The sequence below is a fragment of the Halobacillus yeomjeoni genome, from assembly GCF_020171525.1.
Lineage (GTDB): Bacteria > Bacillota > Bacilli > Bacillales > Halobacillaceae > Halobacillus > Halobacillus yeomjeoni.
This window is the reverse complement of record NZ_JAIVAI010000003.1, coordinates 168,310-189,606: the sequence shown is the minus strand read 5'-3', so window position 1 is coordinate 189,606 and position 21,297 is coordinate 168,310. Positions and strand designations below refer to the sequence as shown.

Here is a 21,297-nt window from a genome sequence, read left to right as displayed (position 1 = left end):
AAACGACTCGCTTTCCGTGGGCATGTGGTGATCTTCCTCAGGTTATTAGCTTTAAGGAATCTCTCCTATCATGTACATCCCACAGAGTCTCCATTTATTAAGTTTGATATATTGAATAACTTGAAAAATAGGCAAGTTAACACCGTTTAAAATTTACTTTTATCACAATAAAAATAATTTTGAGAGTCAACTTCGGAAAGGGGCACCGGGGAAGGGTGAGACTCCCGCGGTAAAAGGAAACAGGCAAGATCCCACTGGCCTCAGCCCGAGGAAGCTTGCCGGTTCCCCGCAGGAAAGCGAATCCTTCCCCGGTGCCCCTACACTACACAAGGAGCTACAATTATAATTCAACCACTACATGCTAAATAGTTGTTAATTTATATAAGTTTAAGTAAAAAACTATAATCACTTCTTTACTAACTTTTATCAATTTGGCTATCCATTTCCAACTATTTTTGCTATTATGAAATGAGAATACATACCAAATCAATTACAGGCGGTGAATGTGTAATGAAAGTGAAAAAAGCCATCATCCCAGCTGCTGGACTGGGAACGCGTTTCCTTCCAGCTACGAAGGCGATGCCTAAAGAAATGCTTCCGATCGTCGACAAACCGACGATCCAATATATCGTAGAAGAGGCCATCAAGTCAGGCATTGAGGATATCATCATCGTGACAGGAAAAGGGAAACGTGCGATCGAAGATCATTTTGACCATGCTTTAGAACTTGAAGACAACCTTTATAAAAAAGGGAAATTCGACTTATTAGAGGAAGTACAGCAAACTGCTAAAGTGGATATCCACTACATTCGTCAAAAAGAGCCGAAAGGTCTGGGTCATGCGATCCATTGTGCACGCAAGTTCATCGGCGATGAGCCTTTCGCTGTGCTTCTTGGTGATGATATCGTACGTTCGGATGAGCCTTGCTTAAAGCAATTGATGAATCAGTATGAAGAAACTCATTCCTCTGTCATCGGTGTGAAACAGGTGCCGAAAGAAGAGACCTACCGATATGGTGTCATTGCTCCGAAAGAACAACAGGGACGCCGTTATGAAGTCGAGCACTTCGTAGAAAAACCTGCTGTCGAGGATGCACCGTCCAACTTGGCGATCATCGGACGTTATGTGTTCACTCCTGAAATCATGGAACTGCTCGGTACCCAGGAAGTGGGCGCAGGCGGTGAGATCCAGTTGACGGATGCGATTGAGCGTTTGAATGTGGAACAGCCGGTTTATGGCTATGAATTTGAAGGGGACCGTTATGATGTAGGGAACCACCTTGGTTTCATCGAAACGACCCTGGCGGTAGCTATGGAGCGTGAAGATCTCCGTGACGATGTCCTTGAGTTGATGGAAGAAGTACTTCAAAAGCAGAATGCGTTAAAATCATAATTTCTAAATCAGCACCGCGGTGAGTTAATACTCATCGCGGTTTCTTTTTGGGGGATACTGAGAATAGTTGTTCTTCGTTTCTTTAGCGTGTTAATACGTTATCCCGCTCTCGTTTACACTTCAGTAGGGGAGTGTTATACTCCTAACGGTTTTATAGATATATGTACGAATAGGGAGAGAAAATCAACATGATGATGGCAAAAAAGTATCGCAGGGAACCCCTGCCACCACTACTTAGAAATTTGATTGAATATAGTCTTGTTATTTTAGGTTCATTTTTTGTGGCTTTAGCTTTCAACGTTTTTCTATTACCGAATAATATCGCATCAGGCGGTGTTGCGGGTATAAGTACAATCACCAAAGCTGTTTTTGACTGGGAGCCTGGAGTCGTGCAATGGGTGCTCAATATTCCATTGTTCATCATCGGAGTTGTCATATTAGGAAAGAACTTCGGTTTAAAATCGTTTGTCGGAACGATTGTACTACCTTTGTTCGTCCTGTTGACGAGTGACATTGATGCAGCTACGGATAACTCTTTACTCGGGGCGATCTTTGGCGGCATGGGTGTCGGTCTGGGTCTTGGAATCGTTTTCCGAGGTCGTGCATCTACAGGTGGAATCGATCTCGCAGCACAAGTGGTCCATAAGTTCACCCACCTTCCACTTGGCATCAGCGTTGCTCTGCTGGATGGTATGATTGTCGTGACATCTGCGCTCGTATTTTCACTAGAAGAAGGGTTGTATGCATTGATTGGTTTGTTTGCAACGAGCCGGACCATCGATTTTGTACAAGTCGGTTTCAATACTTCAAAAAATGTCATGATTATTACAGAATATGTCGAGGATGTGCGTGATTCGATTTTCGAGGAAATCGATCGAGGTGTGACTGTGTTGAGCGGAGCTGGGGGATATACGGAACGTGAGCGCCGTGTTGTCATGTGCGTCGTCCAGCAAAATGAATTCATTAAATTGACACAAACCGTCAAGATGGTCGATCCGGGGGCATTCGTCGTAGCGATGAATGCAACAGAGGTTCTCGGGGAAGGTTTCAAAACGACATAAGTCGGTTATAATACCTCTATACTGTTTTAGTGATAAGGGGGTACCGATGACATGAAGAAATTACTTTTCGCACTTTTATTTGCCATGGTCCTTGTCTTAGGCGCATGCGGTGGCGGCGGAGACGAAGGGACATCTGAGGACACATCTGAAGAGCCTGCAACGGAAGAAAAAGCCGATGAGGGTACAGAAGATACGACTGGAGATGATTCAGGAGAAGGTACAGAAGGTGGCGGTGAGGGTACCGTTGATACGGCTGCCGCTGAAAAAGCGTACCAGAACAACTGCTCCAGCTGTCACGGTGGTGAACTGGGCGGTGGATTTGGACCGGCTCTGGCACAGATCGGGTCAAAATACTCTGCTGATGAAATCGTGAACATCATTAAGAATGGACAAGGAAGCATGCCTGCTCAAGAGCAAGTTTCCGACGAAGACGCCCAGCTGATTGCAGGCTGGTTGGCGACGATGAAATAAAGAATACTTACGTAAGGAAAAGTCCGGCTTGGTGCCGGGCTTTTTTAGTGTATAGACAATTGAAAAGGAAATGTAATATTTTTTGTCTAAAAATATCGAAAATGAATGTTATAATAGAGGTGTTTTCAGATAAAAGACATAAAGAAATAAACGAAAGTATAAGGTGATTGAAACTATGATAGATATGCAGGGCGTATATAAGACTTACCCCAATGGTGTGACTGCGTTAAACGGTCTGGATGTAAAAATCGATCAAGGTGAATTCGTATATGTTGTCGGTCCGAGTGGAGCCGGGAAATCGACGTTTACTAAATTGATCTACCGTGAGGAAAAGCCTACTAAAGGAACGGTAAAAGTCATCGATTATGACCTATATTCCATGAAAGAAAGAAAAGTACCTAAACTACGTCGACAAATTGGTGTCGTTTATCAGGATTTCAGGCTGCTACCACAATTGACGGTTTATGAAAACGTCGCTTTCGCTTTGGAAGTGATCGAGGAGAATCCGAATAACATCCGCCGCCGGGTGATGGACGTTTTAGATCAAGTTCGTCTAAAAAACAAAGCTCGTTTCATCCCGGATGAATTGTCAGGCGGTGAACAGCAGAGGGTATCGATTGCTCGTGCCATTGTCAACCATCCTAAGATTCTGATTGCCGATGAGCCTACGGGTAACCTAGACCCTGATACTTCCTGGGAAATCATGCACATTTTAGAGGAAATCAATGAAGGTGGTACCACCGTCTTAATGGCTACCCACAGTAAAGAAATCGTGAACACGATTCGTAAGCGTGTCATCGCGATTGAGGATGGCATGATTGCACGTGATGAAATGAAAGGTGATTACGGCTACGAATTTTAATGGCGATAAGCTGTCTCATGATATGGGGCAGCTTTTTAATTTCCCATTGATTGAGGCTGATCCATGACTATCGAGTTCACAGTTTATTCATGGACGTGACATTATCCCGATTTTTCCAATAAAAAGGTTTTCATTTACAGCAATAGATTCTATAATTATGTGGACATGCTAAGCTGAGTTTTGGCATACGTTAGAACAGTTAGAAACACACATTTACGGTGAAGGTTCTTATTTGCTAGTATAGAAACAACATTGAATTTATTAACAGAAGGGTGAATGCGATGAATATTAAACCGCGTTCGATAGCGCTATTGATGGCGTTGGCGGTCCTATTGGGAGCTGCAGGTTCTTACATAGGCATAGAGTACTTCGCAAGCAGTGATCAAAAGACAGAGGAAAAAAGCGGGCAGATCGCGAATGCCGATCAAGGCAATTTTGCCAGTCTTTCTGAAGAAGAGCGTAAAAAGCTTCTTGAAGATATGGCAGGAAGCAAAGAGTTGAAAAAAATATCCCAAGCTTATGGCATCATCAAGGATAATTATGTCAGTGAGGTCAATAAGGATGAGTTGATTGAAGGTGCGATTCAGGGGATGTTGGATACGCTGGAGGATCCATATAGTGTTTATATGGACAAAGAAACGATGGAACAATTCAATCAATCCATTGAGTCTTCCTTTGAAGGCATCGGTGCCGAAGTCAGTATGGTTAATGACAAAGTGACGATCGTCGCTCCAATCAAAGGTTCACCAGCAGAAGAAGCTGGACTGAAACCCAATGACCAAATCATCAAAGTCGATGGTGAAAGTGTCAAAGGCCTTGATTTATATGAAGCTGTGCTTAAAATCAGGGGCGAAAAAGGAACAGAAGTCTCACTTCAAGTTGAGCGTCCTGGCGTCAGCGAGCCATTGAACATAAAGATTACGCGCGATGACATTCCTTTGGAAACGGTCTATACAGATACGAAGAAAGTGGACGGAAAGAACGTCGGTGTCATCGAAATCACCTCCTTCTCTGAAAAAACATCTGAAGAATTCACTCAAGCGCTGGAAAAGCTTGAAAAAGAAGGGATGGAAGGACTCGTGATCGATGTCCGTGGAAACCCAGGTGGGTTGTTCACAGATGTCCAGGAAATCTTAAAAGAATTCATTCCGGATGACAAGCCGATTGTACAGGTCGAAGATCGTAAAGGTGAAAAGTCTCGTTACTTCTCCGATACGAAAGAGAAGAAAGACTACCCGGTTACTGTGTTGATGGATGAAGGCAGTGCTTCTGCATCTGAAATATTAGCTGCAACCATGCATGAAGCCGGCGGCTATGATTTAGTCGGGACGAAGAGCTTCGGAAAAGGTACCGTCCAGCAGGCGATTCCGATGGGCGATGGAAGTACGATCAAACTGACATTGTTCAAATGGTTGACGCCGGATGGCAATTGGATCCACGAAAAAGGCATCGAGCCGACAGTCAAAGTGGAGCAGCCGGACTACTTTTATACCAATCCGGTGGAAGTGAAGAAGCCTTTGAAGGTCAACGATAATAATGAAAAAGTGAAAAATGTCCAGAAAATGCTTAAAGGACTTGGGTATGACCCGGGTCGGACAGATGGATATTTCAGCAAAGCGACTGAAGATGCTGTGAAAGCCTTCCAAGCGGATGCCGGTCTTTCTACTACAGGTGAAGTAGATGAAAAAACTGGCGGTAAGCTTGAAGAAGGCATCATCAAAGAAGTGCGGGACGAAGATAACGACCGTCAAATGAAGAAAGCGTTGGAGGTACTGTTCAAATAAGCAGGGATTTGACTATCCCATCACGAATTATATCCGTAGTCTATGACTGCGGATTTTTTCGTGAACATCGGAGAGGAGAATCATGTTGGATGTTTGGTTGGTAGAGGTGTTGTATGGTTTAGGTAGAATATTTACCCAGCCCTTTATATATATGGCAATCATTATGGGAGCAATTGTATCAAGGCGAAGAATCAAACGTGAAAGAAAGCAGTTCGGCATTAAAATATTCAATCCTTTTGCAGAGTTTCAAGGTACATGGGGCACTGCGTTGGTTGCAGGTATGGTCATATCCGTCTTTTCCCTCATCGGAGGAATGGTGGTCACGTGGCCGTTGCTGCTCTTAGTTGCAGCCGTCACTTTCATAGTAAGCCTGCCGCTTAAACTCAAATGGTATTCATCGGTTTATATTATTGGAATAAGTTCCTTCGTCATCTTCGGTTTATCTTACATACCTGACAAGTACCAGGAGCTATCCTGGATCTCTACATTGCAATCCACGCCTTTCAGTCTTCTAGCTGTGTTATTGAGCGTCTTGCTATTTGTAGAGGCGATACTGATGTTGAGAACTACGCCTCATCAATCATTTCCTGAACGTATTAAAGGGAGAAGGGGAATGTGGATCGGGCAGCACCGGGGGAGAAAGTTGGCGGTCGTTCCATTTTTGGCTTTCCTGCCTGTCGGTAGCATTGAGCCTCTTTTTCCATGGTGGCCCCTTTTATCCGTCGGAGGAGAAAGTTACGGTTTGATCGTCATTCCATTTTTAACTGGATGGGAATGGGTGGCACGCGGGCAATCCCCTGTGCATGCATCGAAAACGATCGGGCGTCATATCTTTCTCATGGCATTAGTAGTCACAGGGGTGACGATAGGAGGCTTCTACCTGCCAATTCTCTCTCTTGCGGCAATCGCCATCGCCTTAGCAGGTCGTATAGTCATATACACGAGTCATCGAATGAGAGAAGATCGAAAGCCATTCTTCACTTCTCATTACAGAGGGCTCCGCATACTAGGGGTGCTGCCTGGAAGCCCTGCAGAACAAATGGGATTGATTCCGGGAGAACTGATTGAGCGGGTCAATGCGCTTCCTGTGGGAACAGAAAATCAATTCTATGAAGCTCTTCAAGTGAATGGAGGGTTCAATAAAATTGAAGTACGTGATGAGTGGGGAGAGAACCGCTATGTCCAACGCGCCTTATATGAAGGAGAGCATTTTGAATTAGGTTTGGTGTTCGTGGAACCGCCGACGCATGAAAAGTCCGTCGGATTCTTCGGTCAAGTGTAAAATATTGTCGAAATAAGTAGAGACAGGTGACCTGGGTCATCTGTCTTATTTTATTAGAAAAATATTTTACCCTTCATTCAACCTATGGGAACACTGACTTTTGATTCGGGTGGGGGTATGAAGGTGTGAATTTACTAGTATCCATACACTTGTATTTTATTTATAATAAAAGAAAAGATTAACAGGAGGGGAAAATTATTGGGAAATCATACACCTCTTTCTGGAACAATCTTTCTATCTAAACTCATCACTCAATATGCCTACTTGCATGAACGGACAGTTGGCGATCAAGCCGGTGAGTACATTAAGCAAATTGGGATTAAAACAGGAGAGTGGATTGAGTCCTTTTACAGTGATAAAGAGGAGCTGTGGTCTCCTGACCGATATGCAGAAGTCATTGTGGACTTGAAAAATTCAATCGGGGGACATTTCCAAATTTCTGAAGTGTATCATGACCGGGTCGTCGTAAAAGCTAAGGCTTGTCCTTTTGGGGATATTGTCCAGGACGCCCCTCACTTATGTATGATGACATCAAGTGTTTTCGGCGGAATTGCAGCGAGAAGAATGGGGTATGGGAAGGTTAATCTCAGAAAAAGAATAGCTTTAGGGCACCAAGGTTGTGAAGTCGTAGTCTATTTCCAACCCACAGACGAAGAAGAGGGTGTCGAGTATAAAGACATTCCGGTCACCCCTGTGAATGGAAATCCATTCATTTGGGAAGAAGAGACGATCCAGCATTTGAATGAGGAACTACGTAAAAGTGACGAAATGGTTTTAAAACTTTTAGATGAACTTGAAGATTTACAGAGGCAGATCAAGGAAAAGGAAATTGAAACACTTAAAATGGACTAGCCTTCTTTCAATTGATAGAAATTTAATGTAGATTGTGTTTCAAAACAAGGTCTTGTGTAACAGAATTTGGTGCTGTAGACCTGTCTTCTGTAAGGATTGCATATCGGTATGAAAAAGGGGAATGGTTTACTGTAAGTCAATATCATTACAGGAGGGGTTTCGAATGATGTGGCTGCTGCTCACGATCCCTGTATCTTTGATTGCTCTTGCTGTGTACTTTGAGAGACGCGGCAGGCGCCAGGCTGAAAGAGACCATTTGACCATGAAAGATCATCAAGTTTTGCAGGAAGATTATATAACTCATGGTGCCGGGAACCAATCTACAAAACCAGAACATTTATAAAAGATCTAACCGACCAAATGACTGCGGCCATATTTATTGGCTGCAGTTTTTTATGGTCATTAATCTATCATTGAAAACGATTCTCATAATCATTGACACACCTCTCTTATACCCATAAACTAGAAATAGTGAATAAATCGATTTCATACTACATGGATCATGTGCCGGTATAAAGGAGAGGCGAGTTCATGGATACTCTTTTAGCAAATAATCTTACATTAGGATATGGCGATTCCATTATCATAGATTCATTGAACGTTACGATCCCGAAGGGAGAAGTGACGGTTCTTATCGGAGGGAACGGCTGTGGGAAATCTACATTGCTCCGTTCTATGGCTCGCTTGTTGAAGCCGAAAATGGGAGAAGTCGTCCTTGATAATGAAGATATATCAAAAATGAAAACAAAAGAAGTAGCGAAAAAAATGGCGATTCTGCCTCAAAGTCCGACGACACCTGAAGGTCTCAGTGTTTATCAACTGGTGAAACAAGGCCGTTATCCTTATCAAGGGTTGACTAGAAGATGGTCAAAAGAAGATGAAGCTGCTGTTGAAAAAGCTTTGGAAGATACCAATATGACGGAAATGAGAGACCGTGCTGTCGATTCCTTATCTGGAGGTCAGCGTCAAAGGGCTTGGATTGCTATGACGCTTGCTCAAGATACAGACACCATCCTATTGGATGAGCCGACGACTTATTTAGACATGACCCACCAAATCGAAATCCTCGATTTACTGTTTGATTTGAACCAGGAGCATGGGCGGACAGTGGTCATGGTCTTACATGATATCAATCTGGCTTGTCGTTACGCTGATCACTTGATAGCCGTAAAAGATAAGACCGTTTTTGCACAGGGAAGACCTGAGGAGGTTGTCACCTGTGATTTGATGCAGCATGTATTCAATATGACATGTGATGTGAGGGAGGATCCATTATTTGGAACACCGATGTGTATCCCTCATGGAAAAGGGCGCTGTTTGATCAAACAAGCACAAGCCGAAGCGCAGACGAAAAAAGCTACAATTAGTTAATATTACAGAGCAATGGGTCTAAGAACCCATTGCTTTTTTTGTTTTTTTATTAATTTAGTGTAAATAAATGAATGAAATGTTATGATTATTTTAAATATAGGAATATTTGATTAGATAAGGCGGTACTCTGAATATGATGGAAAACCTCAATCCGATAAAGAAGAACTTTTCCGATCAAGTCCCTCGTGAGCAATTGATCCATACCCTCATGGAGGGGGTTTCTGACTTTGTTTTTTTGATGGAAGTGGACGGTCCCCGGCTCTTCAGGTATATGCATATGAATGAGGCTGCAAAAGACCATCACAATTTCGGTGAATTGACGTGGCAGAATAAGTACATAGATGATCTCTTGGATGAACCTAGTGCAAAAGCACTGAATGATGAGTATGAAAAAGTGGTCCTCACCAAAAGTGCCGTTACGTATGAAGATAAAATGTACATAAATGGGATCCCTTTCATGGGGCATACCTCTTTGACTCCTCTAATTGATGATTATGGTGAGGTCACTCACATACTAGGCATCACTCGTGATGTTACTGAACTGTTCGAAAAAAAGAAAGATCTGGCTGAAATTAATGCCGTTTATCGATCCCTCATGGAAAATACGTCTGACGCAATTTTGATTGTTGATGCGAAAGGAGAACTGATTGAAGCCAACTCCGCTTTTGAGCAGCTTTATGGATACGCTAAAAAAGAGCTCAATGCCAGCTGGTTCCCATTTGTTCCGGATCATTTGAAGGATGAGGCTGAATCGTTGATTCATAAAGGGTTGAACAATGAGGAGATCTCCAGTTATCAAACGATACGTAAGCACAAGTCCGGCAGATTCATCGACGTTTCCATTACGGTAGCGCCTATACAGAACGACGAAGGTAGAATCATTGGTCTGAGTTCGATTATTCGGGACGTAACATCAGAGAAAAAAGCTAAAATGGAATTGCGAGCCAGCCGTTCCAGGTACCGCTCGTTATTTAAACATAACCCCCATCCTATTCTGACTTTAAAATTGGATGGAACCATTACCAAAGTGAATAAAGCTGTTTTGGAAATGACCGAAACCAGTGATGAGCGATTAATCAATACGTCGATTTTAGACTGGGTCCCGTATGCTCAAGTCGAATTAGTTCAAAAACAGTTGAAAGATAGTTTGGAATTTGAAAATGTGATGTTTCAAACGCGTTTCAGTGTAAAAAACGAAGTGAAAATCGTGAACGTCTATTTGGTTCCTATCCATAATCAAAATAAAAAGGAAGGTTTATATGCCCTCTTAGAGGACATCACAGAAAAGGAGCATGCTTCAGAAGCAATGCGGCAAAGTGAAGCGAAATTCCGGTTGATTGCTGATCATTCCAATGACCTGATTTCCGTCCTGCTTCCGGATGGAGAAATCAATTATGCCTCTCCTTCTCATGCCAAGTTTTTGGGGTTTGACCCAACAGGATACAGCCTCTTAGATATGGGGACCATTCTGAAAGAAGAGGATTTAAAGAAAGTGAAATTGGCTTTTCAGCAGTGTCAAAAAGATTTTAAACCTTTCACTGTTGCTATGAAACTGTTGAATAAACACAAACAGTGGGTCTGGTTTGAATGTCTTGGAACACCTGTTTTGGATGAACAGGGGGAAGTGAGCAAAATTGTAGTCGTCTCCCGTGATATTTCAGAGCAGAAGTCGTATGAAGATCAATTGAAGAAGTTTGCTTTCTATGATTATTTGACAGGTCTGCCAAACAGAAGGTTATTCGAGGACAGAGTTGAAGAGACGATTACCAATAATAAACGCAACCAAAAGGAGTTCGCGCTACTCTATTTAGATGGAGACAGTTTTAAGAAAATCAATGACCAATATGGGCACGATAGTGGCGATGAATTTTTACGGATGATGGCTGCTCGGATGAAAGCGAGACTCCGAAAAGGAGATGCAGTGGGAAGGATCGGGGGCGATGAGTTTGCAATCCTTATGCAGAATTTCACTTCAAAAGATGAAGTGAGGCGATTTGCCAACCTTCTTCTAGATGAATTAAAAGTGCCTTATTTCCTGGATGGCAAAGAAATCGTATCTACATTTTCTATCGGTGTGGCCTGTTTCCCGGAAGATGGAGAGACGCTGGATGATTTATTCCGTACCGCCGATCAAGCTCTTTATCATGGAAAAAGAAGTGGAAAAGATCGTGCGTCCTTATATGAAGATATTTAAAAGAGTCCGGAGAAACTGATATCTCCGGACCTTTTATTTATTCAGGAATTTCGTTCAGGTCTTGGATGATATAAGTAGGTTCGACTCCAAGCTCCGGCCACTTTTGCTCTTTCCGGTTGACCCAGGCGGTGTGAAATCCGTAGGAAGCTGCACCAGTGATATCCCATGGGTTGCTTGAGAAGAAAAGAATTTCATCTTTATCATATTCAAGCTCTTTTTGAGCAAAGTGGTAGGCGTCGGGGTGTGGTTTATACACCTGGGCGTCATCTGCGCTTAACAAGTCGAATGTCTCTTCTAATTGATTGTGTTCAAGTAATGGTTCAAGCATGGACCTCGTCCCATTTGAAAAAATCGTGAATTTCTTATCCGGGTGTTGTTCAGAAAGGTGACTGACTTCAGAATAAGGCTGTAGTTTTTCATATTGTTTCATCAAGTCGTCTACGATTTCGGATTTGATTTCAACTTCACTTATGGACAGGGCATCCAAAAGGGCCCACCGGGTGATTTCTGAGAAAGGTTTATACCCATTGATCAACTGCCTTACCAGAAAGTAATGGATTTGGCGGTCTCTCCACTGCTGGCTGATCGTCGATCCTTTATCAGGATAATGTTCATGAATTCTTTCCATAACAGAGTGGACATCGAATAATGTTCCATATGCATCAAATACATAAGCTTTATAACTCATTAATAAGCTCCTTCCTTTCGTAGTCGTTTCCCTTTAAACAAAACGGATAAACAAGTATGTTAGTAAATGAGGGGGAGGACTGATGAACACACTGCACCATGCCTATTGGACGTTTTTTGCTTCCCGGAAACAGCGTTTCACCCGCTGGTTCGTGTTGGGAGGTATTTCACCAGATATCGTGTATTATGTAATGTTTTTATATTTATGTGTGGAAAGGAATGCTTTACAAGTCATAGATGATCCTGATCCACTCAAGTCCTTATTCCAGCTTGTCCTGGATTTGTTCGAGCATCCTGTCGTTTTTGTTCTGAGGCAGGTTGGACACTCATTGTTTGTTTGGATTGTCGTATTCATCATCATCCTGTTCTGGCAGGGACCACGCCTCACGAAATGGACGGCACTGATGTATGGATGGCTCGGCCATGTCATCCTGGATTTATTGACGCATGTGGAAGATGCCGTTCCTGTTTTTTATCCTGTGAGCAGCTATGTGTTCAGGAGTAAGATTTCTTATTGGGATGACGAATACCATGCAGAGATTTTTTCATTAATCAATATTATTCTGATTGTGGCTTCTGTCCTCTACATGTTGTATGAAAAAAGGAAAAGAAAACGCAAGTTCACAAAAAGTTCATGACAATGTCCTGGATTGCCATTCTCTAACCTTTGGTGTTCATGGTATGATGGCAAGGGACATGTATGTTTTAGAAGTCGTCATTTTTGAATAGAGAAAGGGTAAGACGATGAAGAAATTCTCCATTTTGACTACGTTCGTAACCTTTCTGGCACTGATCCTTGGTAATTTGGTTGTAGCAACCGATTCAGGGGATGCGTGCGGGACGTCTTGGCCGTTTTGTAATGGTGCGGTCATTCCTGATTTTACGGACTATCATGTAATTATTGAATATTCACACCGTTTAATGGTTCCATTACTTGCGTTTTTGACTTTGATCAACGCTTTGGGAGCTTTATATAAACATCGCAGAAGAAAATCCGTTTTTATTTTATCCATCTTGAGTCTTGGTCTGCTCGTTTTCCAATCATTGATTGGAGGTTTCAATGTTTTACTGGGTACTCCTCCGGGGTTCACGACGCTGGATGTGACCTTCAGTCAAATCCTTCTTCTAGTGCTGGTGCTGTTAAGTTACAGCCTGCATGAGAAGAAAATTGAATTGAACCGGACGAGCTGGGCTACGATTTCAATGAGTTATCGTGCCTTCCTGATCGGTTTCAGCTTGTATATTCTACAAGTCATACTGGGGGCTTTTTTCAAGCACAGCCGGGCAAGCAATGTGATGATGGACATCCCTGCAATGGAATACTTGGTTCGTAGTGAATCCATAGCGAACATGATTTATTCCATCCATATGACAGCCACTGTCGTCATTCTTGTAGCCGCGGTATGGTTTGTCATTTACGCATCAAAATTCAGGTATCATATCACCTTATCCTGGCTTTATTTGATCAGTATACTGTTGAATGCTGTCGTCGGTTTTGTCATCGTGGTGACTGGAAATATCGTGATAGCCTCGTCTATACACATGATTCTCTCAACAATCACCACGGTCATAGGTGCAAGCATTCTCGGTGGTTATTGGTTCAAACTCCAAAAGAGAACGGTAAATGCTTAACTAGAAGTTATCAAACGCAGACAAAAAGGGTGTCCGGACTGTTTAAGGTCCGGACACCCTTTTATTTTTTGTCTCTATTTATGATACAGCTGATCAACAGTAAACAGAGTCATCACTTAAACAATTCTTTTATTTCTTCTTCACTCAACGAAGTAAGCATCGACTCACCTGGCTGGATGATTTGGTTGACGAGATCCCGTTTCTTTTGTTGAAGTTGATAGATCCGTTCCTCAATCGTTCCTTCAGAAATCATCCGGATGACTTGGACGACTCGATTTTGTCCGATTCGGTGAGCTCGACCTGCAGCTTGTTCCTCTATAGCTGGATTCCACCATAAGTCATAGAGGACGACGGTGTCTGCACCGGTCAAGTTCAGACCTGTACCTCCTGCTTTCAATGAAATGAAGAAGGCGTCTTTTTCACCCTGGTTGAAGCGGTCGACCATTTCCATCCGCTTTTCAGATTTCGTACTACCATCCAGGTAAAAGCCGTCGATTCCAGCGCTCATCAAGTCTTCATGAAGAATGGAAAGCATGCTTGAGAACTGGGAGAATATGAGAAGGCGGTGACCGCTCTCCTTCAATTCTCTTGCTAACTCACGCAATTGATCGAGTTTACCGGATCCACCCTCATAATTTTCCAGGAATAGTGAGGGGTGGCAGCAAATTTGCCGTAAACGGGTCAGCCCAGCGAGAATTTCCAGTTTTCCTCGTTGTATGCCCTTCGTGGCAATCGTCTCTTGAATATCATTTTGTATCCGCTCAAGGTATCCCAGATAAACTTCTTTTTGTTCACGGGTCAATTCAGAGTACTGCACCGTATCGATTTTGTCCGGCAGTTCGTCAAGCACTTCTGTTTTCATTCGACGCAGCACAAAAGGACGAGTCATTCGTGCGATCTTTTCCGGTTTCATCTGCAGGAATTTCTTTTTACTCGTGTAAAAGCCAGGCATTATGATGCGGAAAATCGACCACAGTTCACTCAATGAGTTTTCAATCGGGGTGCCGCTCAAGGCGAACCGGTGCTTGGCTTTTATCATTCTGACAGCTGAAGCTGTTTTCGTCGTTTCGTTTTTGACAGCCTGTGATTCGTCCAAAATCATGGCATGAAAACTCTTATCTTTATAAAATTCCGCATCCTGTCTGATCAACGGATATGATGTGATCCAGACGTCTGCAGAAGATGCTTTTTCAAATGCCTCTGCCCTTGTTTGAGGGTCTCCGGAAATAATTTGCACGGATAGTTCAGGTGCGAACTTCTCCACTTCCTTTTTCCAATTGTAAATCAAGGAAGCAGGAGTGATGATGATGGCCGGATGTTCCATCAATCCTTCTTCCTTTTCATTGAGAAGGAATGTGATGGTTTGTATCGTTTTTCCTAACCCCATATCATCGGCTAAAATTCCTCCCAATCCGTACGTTGATAGGGACTTCAACCATCGGAATCCGGTCATCTGATATGGACGGAGATCTGCCTCTAGGCCTTCAGGTTTTTCAATTTCAAAGGATTGCGGTGTTTTCAGGCGTTCCACAAGCTCACTGAAATGACGATCGCGTTCAGCTTCCGTCGTTTGAAGTGCTTCTTCAACTTGCAAGCTTCTCATACCTGAGACTTGGACGTGACCATCCTCGATATCTTTTGCAGTCAAATCCAGCTCTGTCGCCAGGCGTTGAAATCTTTCAAAGGAGTCGGAATTCAAGGAAAGTAAAGCACCGTCGGATAGACGATAATACTTTTTCTTTTCGATGGACGCTTTCAAGGCTTGGGATACATCTTCAGAACTGATTCCTGCAATCTCGAAACTGATGTCCAGCCAGCTTCCCGGATTTTCCATCTCGACCTTCGGTTTCAACTCGTGATGGGAATGGTCCATCAGAGATCGAACGGATGAAGAGAGAAAGACATCGGCATGTTGTTTCAACTTAGGTAAATACTCGAACAGGAAGTTGTCTAATTGATCCTCATCCTCGATGTACACCATTTCACCGTCATATTTGAATTCCGCAAATTCAATGATCTGCATGATCGCCTGCTCCGTTTGACTTTCACGCTGGATGATCGTCTGATTGTTTTCCTTTTCACTTTTGAACGGATCGATCACTTTATCTCCATATTTGAATTGGATTTGGACCGTCAACGTCCAGTGGTGAAAATCAAGATAAACCTCTGCTTTCAAAGGGTCCTGGACGATTTTCTCTTGTGCGGAAGGTTCCAGCCTCACATTTGCGATCGTTTCCAGTTCAGGAAGTACATAAGAAACAATACCCTCCATATCATCGTGGCTTACGGTGTGATTGCCGTTGGAGTTGTATGGAAACAACGTATGGAGAGTTTCGATGATTTCTTCCTTTTGGGCGTCAAGAGTATAGAATATCCCGTCTTTATATAATAGGTGGTACTCAGAAAGGTAATCGAAGCTTTTCAAATGATTCAAATGCATATGAAAATGCCCGCGCTCTTCTGATATATAAAATGAAAGGTCAGGAAACTCCTCTTTGAATTGAATAGGTCCCAAGGATTCTCCTTTTTCAATCAACTCCGCACTTTGTGCTTCGAGTAACGGAAGCATCTTGTTCACCATCGAAGGCGGAATTCTTAAAGTCTTCTGCTCGGAAAAGTTCCATTGTTGTTCATAAAACCGTTCCTGTTCGTATGCTTGATAGAGCAGCTCAAGAAGCTTCAGGTCTTCTTCCATTAATGAATGTTCTGCTGGGTCGTAGGTGAACTTCTTCGTAATTTTATAGGCTTGTCCCTTATGAATATGATCAAGAAGCTCCCGGATGTTTTTAATTACATAGGGATAGTCTTCACCGAATTTGATTTCAACGCTTAGGTTTCTAGTACCTAATATCGATTGATAATGAAGGTAATAGTTGACTTGTATAGGCTTTTTCAATTCATCAGTCGAACGATTTTCCTGTCGCTGCCGAAACGTCTCGAACAATCTCACAGCAAATAACCGGTCATTACTTCTGGACATTTCCTGGTCGCGGCTGCCTTTTTCAGCAAGCTTCGGAGCCAGCTCTTCCAGTGCTTTTTCTCGGATTGCAATCAGGACAGCTGCGATGTGCTTGCACGTGTAGTAGGTGTTGTAGGCCTCGCATTCGCACGTTGCTTCCACATCGTCATCTTCAAAAAAGAAAACGCGTACCTCATAATCATGAGTACCCGTTACGACGGCGCGCCATGAACGAATGGCGCTGTTATGAGAGAGGCCATAAACTTTGCCTGTTTCATAATAATGTTTTCCGCGAGTATAAAAGGTATTTCCGGTTATTTTTTTTATATCTTTAGGTTGTAATAAGTATGTCTGCATAAATGGCATCCTTACTCTTTCGTTTTACTTTTAGTATAACAGGTTTGAAAAGGCGATATTTACCTAATTTTGTCACACCTTTTGTCTGCTGCACCGATTCATTTTAGATTGATTTTACCGCATGGGTATGCTAACTTTCAAAGTATGAGTTTATGTTCGAGGTCGACCGCTCATCTGATGAGCGATTTTTTTATGGCTCTATCCATTTATGAGATCCTTACTTAATAAAAGGATAAAGCTGCAATAGGAGGCAGAAGTCCAATGTAGGCGTATATCCTACCTTTAAAAAAGCAAACCGAACGAACATGAAAAATGGAGGATATGACGATGAGTATACAAGAAGAAATGCAAAAACGCCGGACGTTCGCAATCATTTCCCACCCGGATGCCGGAAAAACGACAATGACTGAAAAAATGCTGTTGTTCGGTAACTTGATTCGTTCAGCAGGTACAGTCAAAGGAAAAAAATCAGGCAAGTTCGCTACATCTGACTGGATGGAGATTGAGAAGCAGCGTGGAATTTCCGTTACGTCAAGTGTTATGAATTTTCCCTATAAAGGATATCAAGTCAACATCTTAGATACACCGGGGCACGAAGATTTCAGTGAAGATACGTACCGTACGTTGACGGCTGTCGATAGTGTGGTCATGGTCATCGATGGAACAAAAGGGATCGAAGCTCAAACGTTGAAACTTTTCAAAGTTTGTAAGATGCGTGGCATTCCGATTTTCACATTCATCAACAAAATGGACCGTGAAGGACGGGACCCGTTCAGCTTGATGGAAGAAATCGAAGAGACACTGAATATTGAAACGTATCCTATGACTTGGCCAGCAGGAATGGGGAAACGTTTCCGTGGAGTATTCGACCGTAATAATAAGGAGTTCGTACACTTCTCAGGAAATGAAGAGGAAACGTATATTCCTTATGATGAACTTGATCAGCATCCAGAAATCACTGAAGATGCAAGTTTCGTAGAAGCACAAGAAGAGATGGAACTTCTGGAGGAAGCAGGAGACAACTTCTCAATGGATAAAGTGTTGAAAGGAGATCAGACGCCGGTCTTCTTCGGTAGTGCCCTGGCTCCATTCGGAGTGGAAACTTTCTTTAATACATTCATTGATATGGCGCCTGAACCGGCTCCACGTAAATCCACAGAAGGTGTCGTGTCCCCGGATCACGAAGAATTTTCAGGATTCATTTTCAAGATCCAAGCGAACATGAACCCTCAGCACCGCGACCGTATCGCCTTTGTTCGTGTGTGTTCAGGAAAGTTCGAACGTGGAATGAACGTGACACTGTCCCGGACAGGAAAATCGTTTAAACTGGCTCAGTCGCAACAGTTCGTCGCTTCTTCCCGTGGAACAGTGGAAGAAGGCTATGCCGGAGATATCATCGGAATTTATGATCCGAACGTTTACAGGATCGGCGATACGATCGTAACCGGCAAATCGAATTTTGAATATGATGAGCTGCCACAGTTCCCGCCTGAACTATTCAAAAAGGTCACTGCAAAGAACGTCATGAAATCCAAGCAGTTCAAAAAAGGGTTGGAGCAGCTTGTTCAAGAAGGTGCGATCCAGTTATTCAAGCGTTACCGTTTTGAAGATTACATCATCGGTGCTGTCGGTGAACTTCAATATGAAGTGTTTGAGTATCGAATGAAGAATGAGTACAACGTTGATGTCGAATTGACATCGATCGGGGAGCGTATCCCACGCTGGTTAAAAGAAGACCAAGTGGATGAAACGTTATTCGATGAGCGGAATATGCTTGTTCAGGACCGTGAAGGAAACCCTCTTGTCTTGTTCAAGAACGACTTCTCCCTGCGTTGGTTCCAAGACAAAAACCCAGATATTGAATTGACGGACTTGTTCGAGGTCAATCAATATAACCAGACATTCGAATAAGAATTACAGAAACCACTACATGTATTGTAGTGGTTTTTTTGCACTCAACAGTCAAGTGTCAGCCTAAAAGACAACCTTCTACAACGGGGTGATCTTGCTTCTAATGACTTTTACCAAGTATTACTAATCAGCCAACATTCTAGGGTGGGAGTATAATTTTTAGGTGGTGTTAGAGCCACTGTGTTTCCGTTCTTCTGACTAATGAAAGGAGGTCCGGGAAGTTGCGAGACTCCTGTGGGATGAAAATGGTCGGTGAGATCCCGGAAGGCGGAAGCATGAGGAAGCTCACCACATGCCCACGGAAAGCGAGTGATTTCCCGGACCTCCTGCTCCTAACCAGGGAAAAGGAAACAATCTCACTTTAAAAATGCACTCTTTCGTAATCCATCTTCTCTTCGATAAATCAGTGAAACCGAATGTTTGTTCGTTTGATGTTAGAATGGTAGTATATTGTGGTAAACTATTCTTGATAAGTAAGGAACGGAGGTTTTCGTCGTGGAGAATAAGTTTGAATTAGTATCGTCCTACTCTCCCCAGGGAGATCAGCCTAAAGCGATTAAAGAGCTGGTTGATGGAATCAACCGTGGAGAAAGGTATCAGACTTTACTCGGTGCTACAGGTACGGGTAAGACGTTTACGATGTCGAACGTGATTCAACAAGTAAACAAACCGACATTGATCATTGCCCATAACAAGACACTGGCCGGACAGCTTTATAGTGAATTCAAAGAATTTTTCCCGAACAATGCTGTCGAGTATTTTGTGAGTTACTACGACTACTATCAGCCGGAGGCATATGTGCCTTCTTCAGATACATTCATAGAAAAAGATGCAAGCATCAATGATGAAATCGATAAATTAAGACACTCGGCTACATCTGCATTATTTGAACGGAATGATGTGATTATCGTGGCGAGTGTTTCTTGTATTTATGGATTGGGTTCTCCAGACGAATACCGCAGTCAAGTCCTTTCTATACGTATGGGAATGGAAAAAGATCGTGATGAACTATTAAGAAATCTTGTCGATATCCAATATGCACGGAATGACATCGACTTTCAGCGTGGAACGTTCAGGGTCCGGGGAGATTCAGTAGAAATCATACCGGCCTCACGTGAAGAGCACGCCATTCGTGTGGAATTCTTCGGAGATGAAATCGATCGTATCCGTGAGATTGATGTACTGACAGGTGAGATTGTAGGGGATCGTGAACATGTAGCGATATTCCCGGCCTCTCACTTCGTCACCCGAGAAGAAAAAATGAAAAAAGCGATCAGAAATATAGAAATAGAATTGAATGAACGTCTTAAAGAATTGAAAGACCAAAATAAACTATTGGAAGCTCAGCGGTTGGAACAGCGGACCAATTATGATTTGGAAATGATGCGTGAAATGGGATTCTGTTCTGGAATCGAGAACTATTCACGCCATCTCACTTTCCGTGAAGAGGGAGCAACTCCTTATACACTGCTTGATTATTTTCCTGATGATTTCTTAATGATGGTGGATGAATCGCACGTTACACTTCCGCAGGTTCGTGGAATGTACAACGGCGACCGTGCCCGCAAGCAGGTCTTGATCGATCATGGTTTCCGTCTGCCTTCAGCTTTGGACAACCGTCCGCTTCAATTTCCTGAGTTTGAGAAGAAAATCAATCAAGCGGCGTTCGTGTCCGCTACACCAGGACCATATGAACTGGAGCATACGCCTTATATGACAGAACAGATCATCCGTCCGACAGGGCTGCTTGATCCTGAAATAGACGTAAGGCCGATCCAGGGACAGGTGGATGATTTAGTAGGGGAAATTCATAAGCGGAAAGACAAAGGAGAAAGAGTCCTTGTTACGACATTGACGAAAAAGATGTCCGAAGATCTTACTGCATATTTGAAAGACCTCGGAATCAAAGTGGCGTATCTGCACTCAGAAATCAAGACTCTTGAACGAATCGAGATCATCCGCGATCTTCGTGTCGGCAAGTATGATGTACTTGTCGGAATCAACCTGCTAAGAGAAGGCCTTGATATTCCTGAAGTTTCTTTAGTGTCCATTTTGGATGCGGATAAAGAAGGTTTTCTTCGTTCAAGCCGCTCACTTATTCAAACGATCGGACGTGCTGCACGTAACGAAAATGGCCGAGTCATCATGTATGCAGATAAGATGACGGATTCTATGCAGTATGCCATCGACGAAACATACAGACGACGAGAAAAACAAATCGCCTACAATGAAGAGCATGGCATCACGCCGAAGACGATCAAGAAGGAAGTCAGGGATGTCATCAAAGCAACAGCAGCTGCTGAAGAAGAAGAAGTTTACGATACAGGTAAGAAACCATCAGAAATGACGAAGAAAGAGCGTCAGGAACTGATCGACAATATGGAAACAGAAATGAAGCAAGCGGCGCGCGACCTGGATTTCGAGCGTGCGGCAGAATTACGAGATATCTTATTGGAATTAAAAGCGGAGGGATGATTTCAGT

At 43.0% G+C, this 21,297-nt stretch carries 16 protein-coding genes; 14 read left to right on the top strand and 2 right to left on the bottom strand.

Annotated elements, in window-relative coordinates:
• Window positions 1-510 precede the first annotated feature (510 nt).
• The 10 genes from galU (at window position 511) to LCL89_RS11410 (ending at window position 11,269) form a co-directional block, all read left to right on the top strand.
• Window positions 511-1,392 carry a UTP--glucose-1-phosphate uridylyltransferase GalU gene (gene galU / locus LCL89_RS11455; protein WP_197317500.1) on the top strand — a complete coding sequence of 294 codons (882 nt, stop codon included), beginning with the start codon at window positions 511-513 and terminating at the stop codon, window positions 1,390-1,392.
• A gap of 194 nt (window positions 1,393-1,586) precedes the next feature.
• A complete protein-coding gene (locus LCL89_RS11450; RefSeq protein ID WP_224810279.1) occupies window positions 1,587-2,453 on the top strand; it encodes a YitT family protein in 867 nt (288 codons plus the stop codon).
• A 51-nt stretch (window positions 2,454-2,504) separates the two neighbouring features.
• Window positions 2,505-2,924, top strand: a complete 420-nt coding sequence (gene cccB, locus LCL89_RS11445; RefSeq protein WP_224810202.1) for a cytochrome c551 — start codon at window positions 2,505-2,507, stop codon at window positions 2,922-2,924.
• Between the two features lie 175 nt (window positions 2,925-3,099).
• The gene (gene ftsE / locus LCL89_RS11440) at window positions 3,100-3,786 is read left to right on the top strand and encodes a cell division ATP-binding protein FtsE (protein ID WP_197317502.1); all 687 of its coding nucleotides are present in this window, start codon (window positions 3,100-3,102) and stop codon (window positions 3,784-3,786) included.
• Window positions 3,787-4,067: 281 nt separating this feature from the next.
• Window positions 4,068-5,570, top strand: coding sequence for a S41 family peptidase (locus tag LCL89_RS11435; RefSeq protein ID WP_224810201.1), 1,503 nt, complete (start codon window positions 4,068-4,070; stop codon window positions 5,568-5,570).
• A gap of 85 nt (window positions 5,571-5,655) precedes the next feature.
• Window positions 5,656-6,852, top strand: coding sequence for a PDZ domain-containing protein (locus LCL89_RS11430; protein WP_224810200.1), 1,197 nt, complete (start codon window positions 5,656-5,658; stop codon window positions 6,850-6,852).
• 198 nt (window positions 6,853-7,050) lie between these two features.
• Window positions 7,051-7,704, top strand: a complete 654-nt coding sequence (locus tag LCL89_RS11425; protein WP_224810199.1) for a methanogen output domain 1-containing protein — start codon at window positions 7,051-7,053, stop codon at window positions 7,702-7,704.
• A gap of 163 nt (window positions 7,705-7,867) precedes the next feature.
• Complete coding sequence (locus LCL89_RS11420) at window positions 7,868-8,047, top strand: hypothetical protein (protein ID WP_197317506.1); 180 nt, start codon at window positions 7,868-7,870, stop codon at window positions 8,045-8,047.
• 188 nt (window positions 8,048-8,235) lie between these two features.
• Window positions 8,236-9,075 (top strand): ABC transporter ATP-binding protein, encoded by an 840-nt coding sequence (locus tag LCL89_RS11415; RefSeq protein ID WP_224810198.1) that lies wholly within the window; start codon window positions 8,236-8,238, stop codon window positions 9,073-9,075.
• A gap of 133 nt (window positions 9,076-9,208) precedes the next feature.
• Window positions 9,209-11,269 (top strand): sensor domain-containing diguanylate cyclase, encoded by a 2,061-nt coding sequence (locus LCL89_RS11410; RefSeq protein WP_224810197.1) that lies wholly within the window; start codon window positions 9,209-9,211, stop codon window positions 11,267-11,269.
• A 37-nt stretch (window positions 11,270-11,306) separates the two neighbouring features.
• Here LCL89_RS11410 and LCL89_RS11405 read toward each other — a convergent pair whose 3' ends face one another.
• Complete coding sequence (locus LCL89_RS11405) at window positions 11,307-11,957, bottom strand: haloacid dehalogenase type II (RefSeq protein ID WP_224810196.1); 651 nt, start codon at window positions 11,955-11,957, stop codon at window positions 11,307-11,309.
• A gap of 82 nt (window positions 11,958-12,039) precedes the next feature.
• Here LCL89_RS11405 and LCL89_RS11400 point away from each other — a divergent pair, with 82 nt between their 5' ends.
• Complete coding sequence (locus LCL89_RS11400; RefSeq protein ID WP_224810195.1) at window positions 12,040-12,594, top strand: metal-dependent hydrolase; 555 nt, start codon at window positions 12,040-12,042, stop codon at window positions 12,592-12,594.
• 106 nt (window positions 12,595-12,700) lie between these two features.
• Complete coding sequence (locus tag LCL89_RS11395) at window positions 12,701-13,588, top strand: COX15/CtaA family protein (protein ID WP_197317511.1); 888 nt, start codon at window positions 12,701-12,703, stop codon at window positions 13,586-13,588.
• A gap of 112 nt (window positions 13,589-13,700) precedes the next feature.
• On the opposite strand, the gene LCL89_RS11390 is transcribed toward LCL89_RS11395, so the two are convergent.
• Window positions 13,701-16,904: a DEAD/DEAH box helicase gene (locus LCL89_RS11390; protein WP_224810194.1), complete on the bottom strand. Its 3,204-nt coding sequence runs from the start codon at window positions 16,902-16,904 to the stop codon at window positions 13,701-13,703.
• 327 nt (window positions 16,905-17,231) lie between these two features.
• Between LCL89_RS11390 and LCL89_RS11385 the strand changes: the two genes are divergently transcribed.
• Together LCL89_RS11385 and uvrB are read left to right on the top strand one after the other, a co-directional pair.
• Complete coding sequence (locus LCL89_RS11385; RefSeq protein ID WP_197317513.1) at window positions 17,232-18,815, top strand: peptide chain release factor 3; 1,584 nt, start codon at window positions 17,232-17,234, stop codon at window positions 18,813-18,815.
• Window positions 18,816-19,310: 495 nt separating this feature from the next.
• Entirely contained in the window at window positions 19,311-21,290 is a 1,980-nt protein-coding gene (uvrB, locus tag LCL89_RS11380; RefSeq protein WP_197317514.1) for an excinuclease ABC subunit UvrB, read from the top strand.
• Window positions 21,291-21,297: the final 7 nt, after the last annotated feature.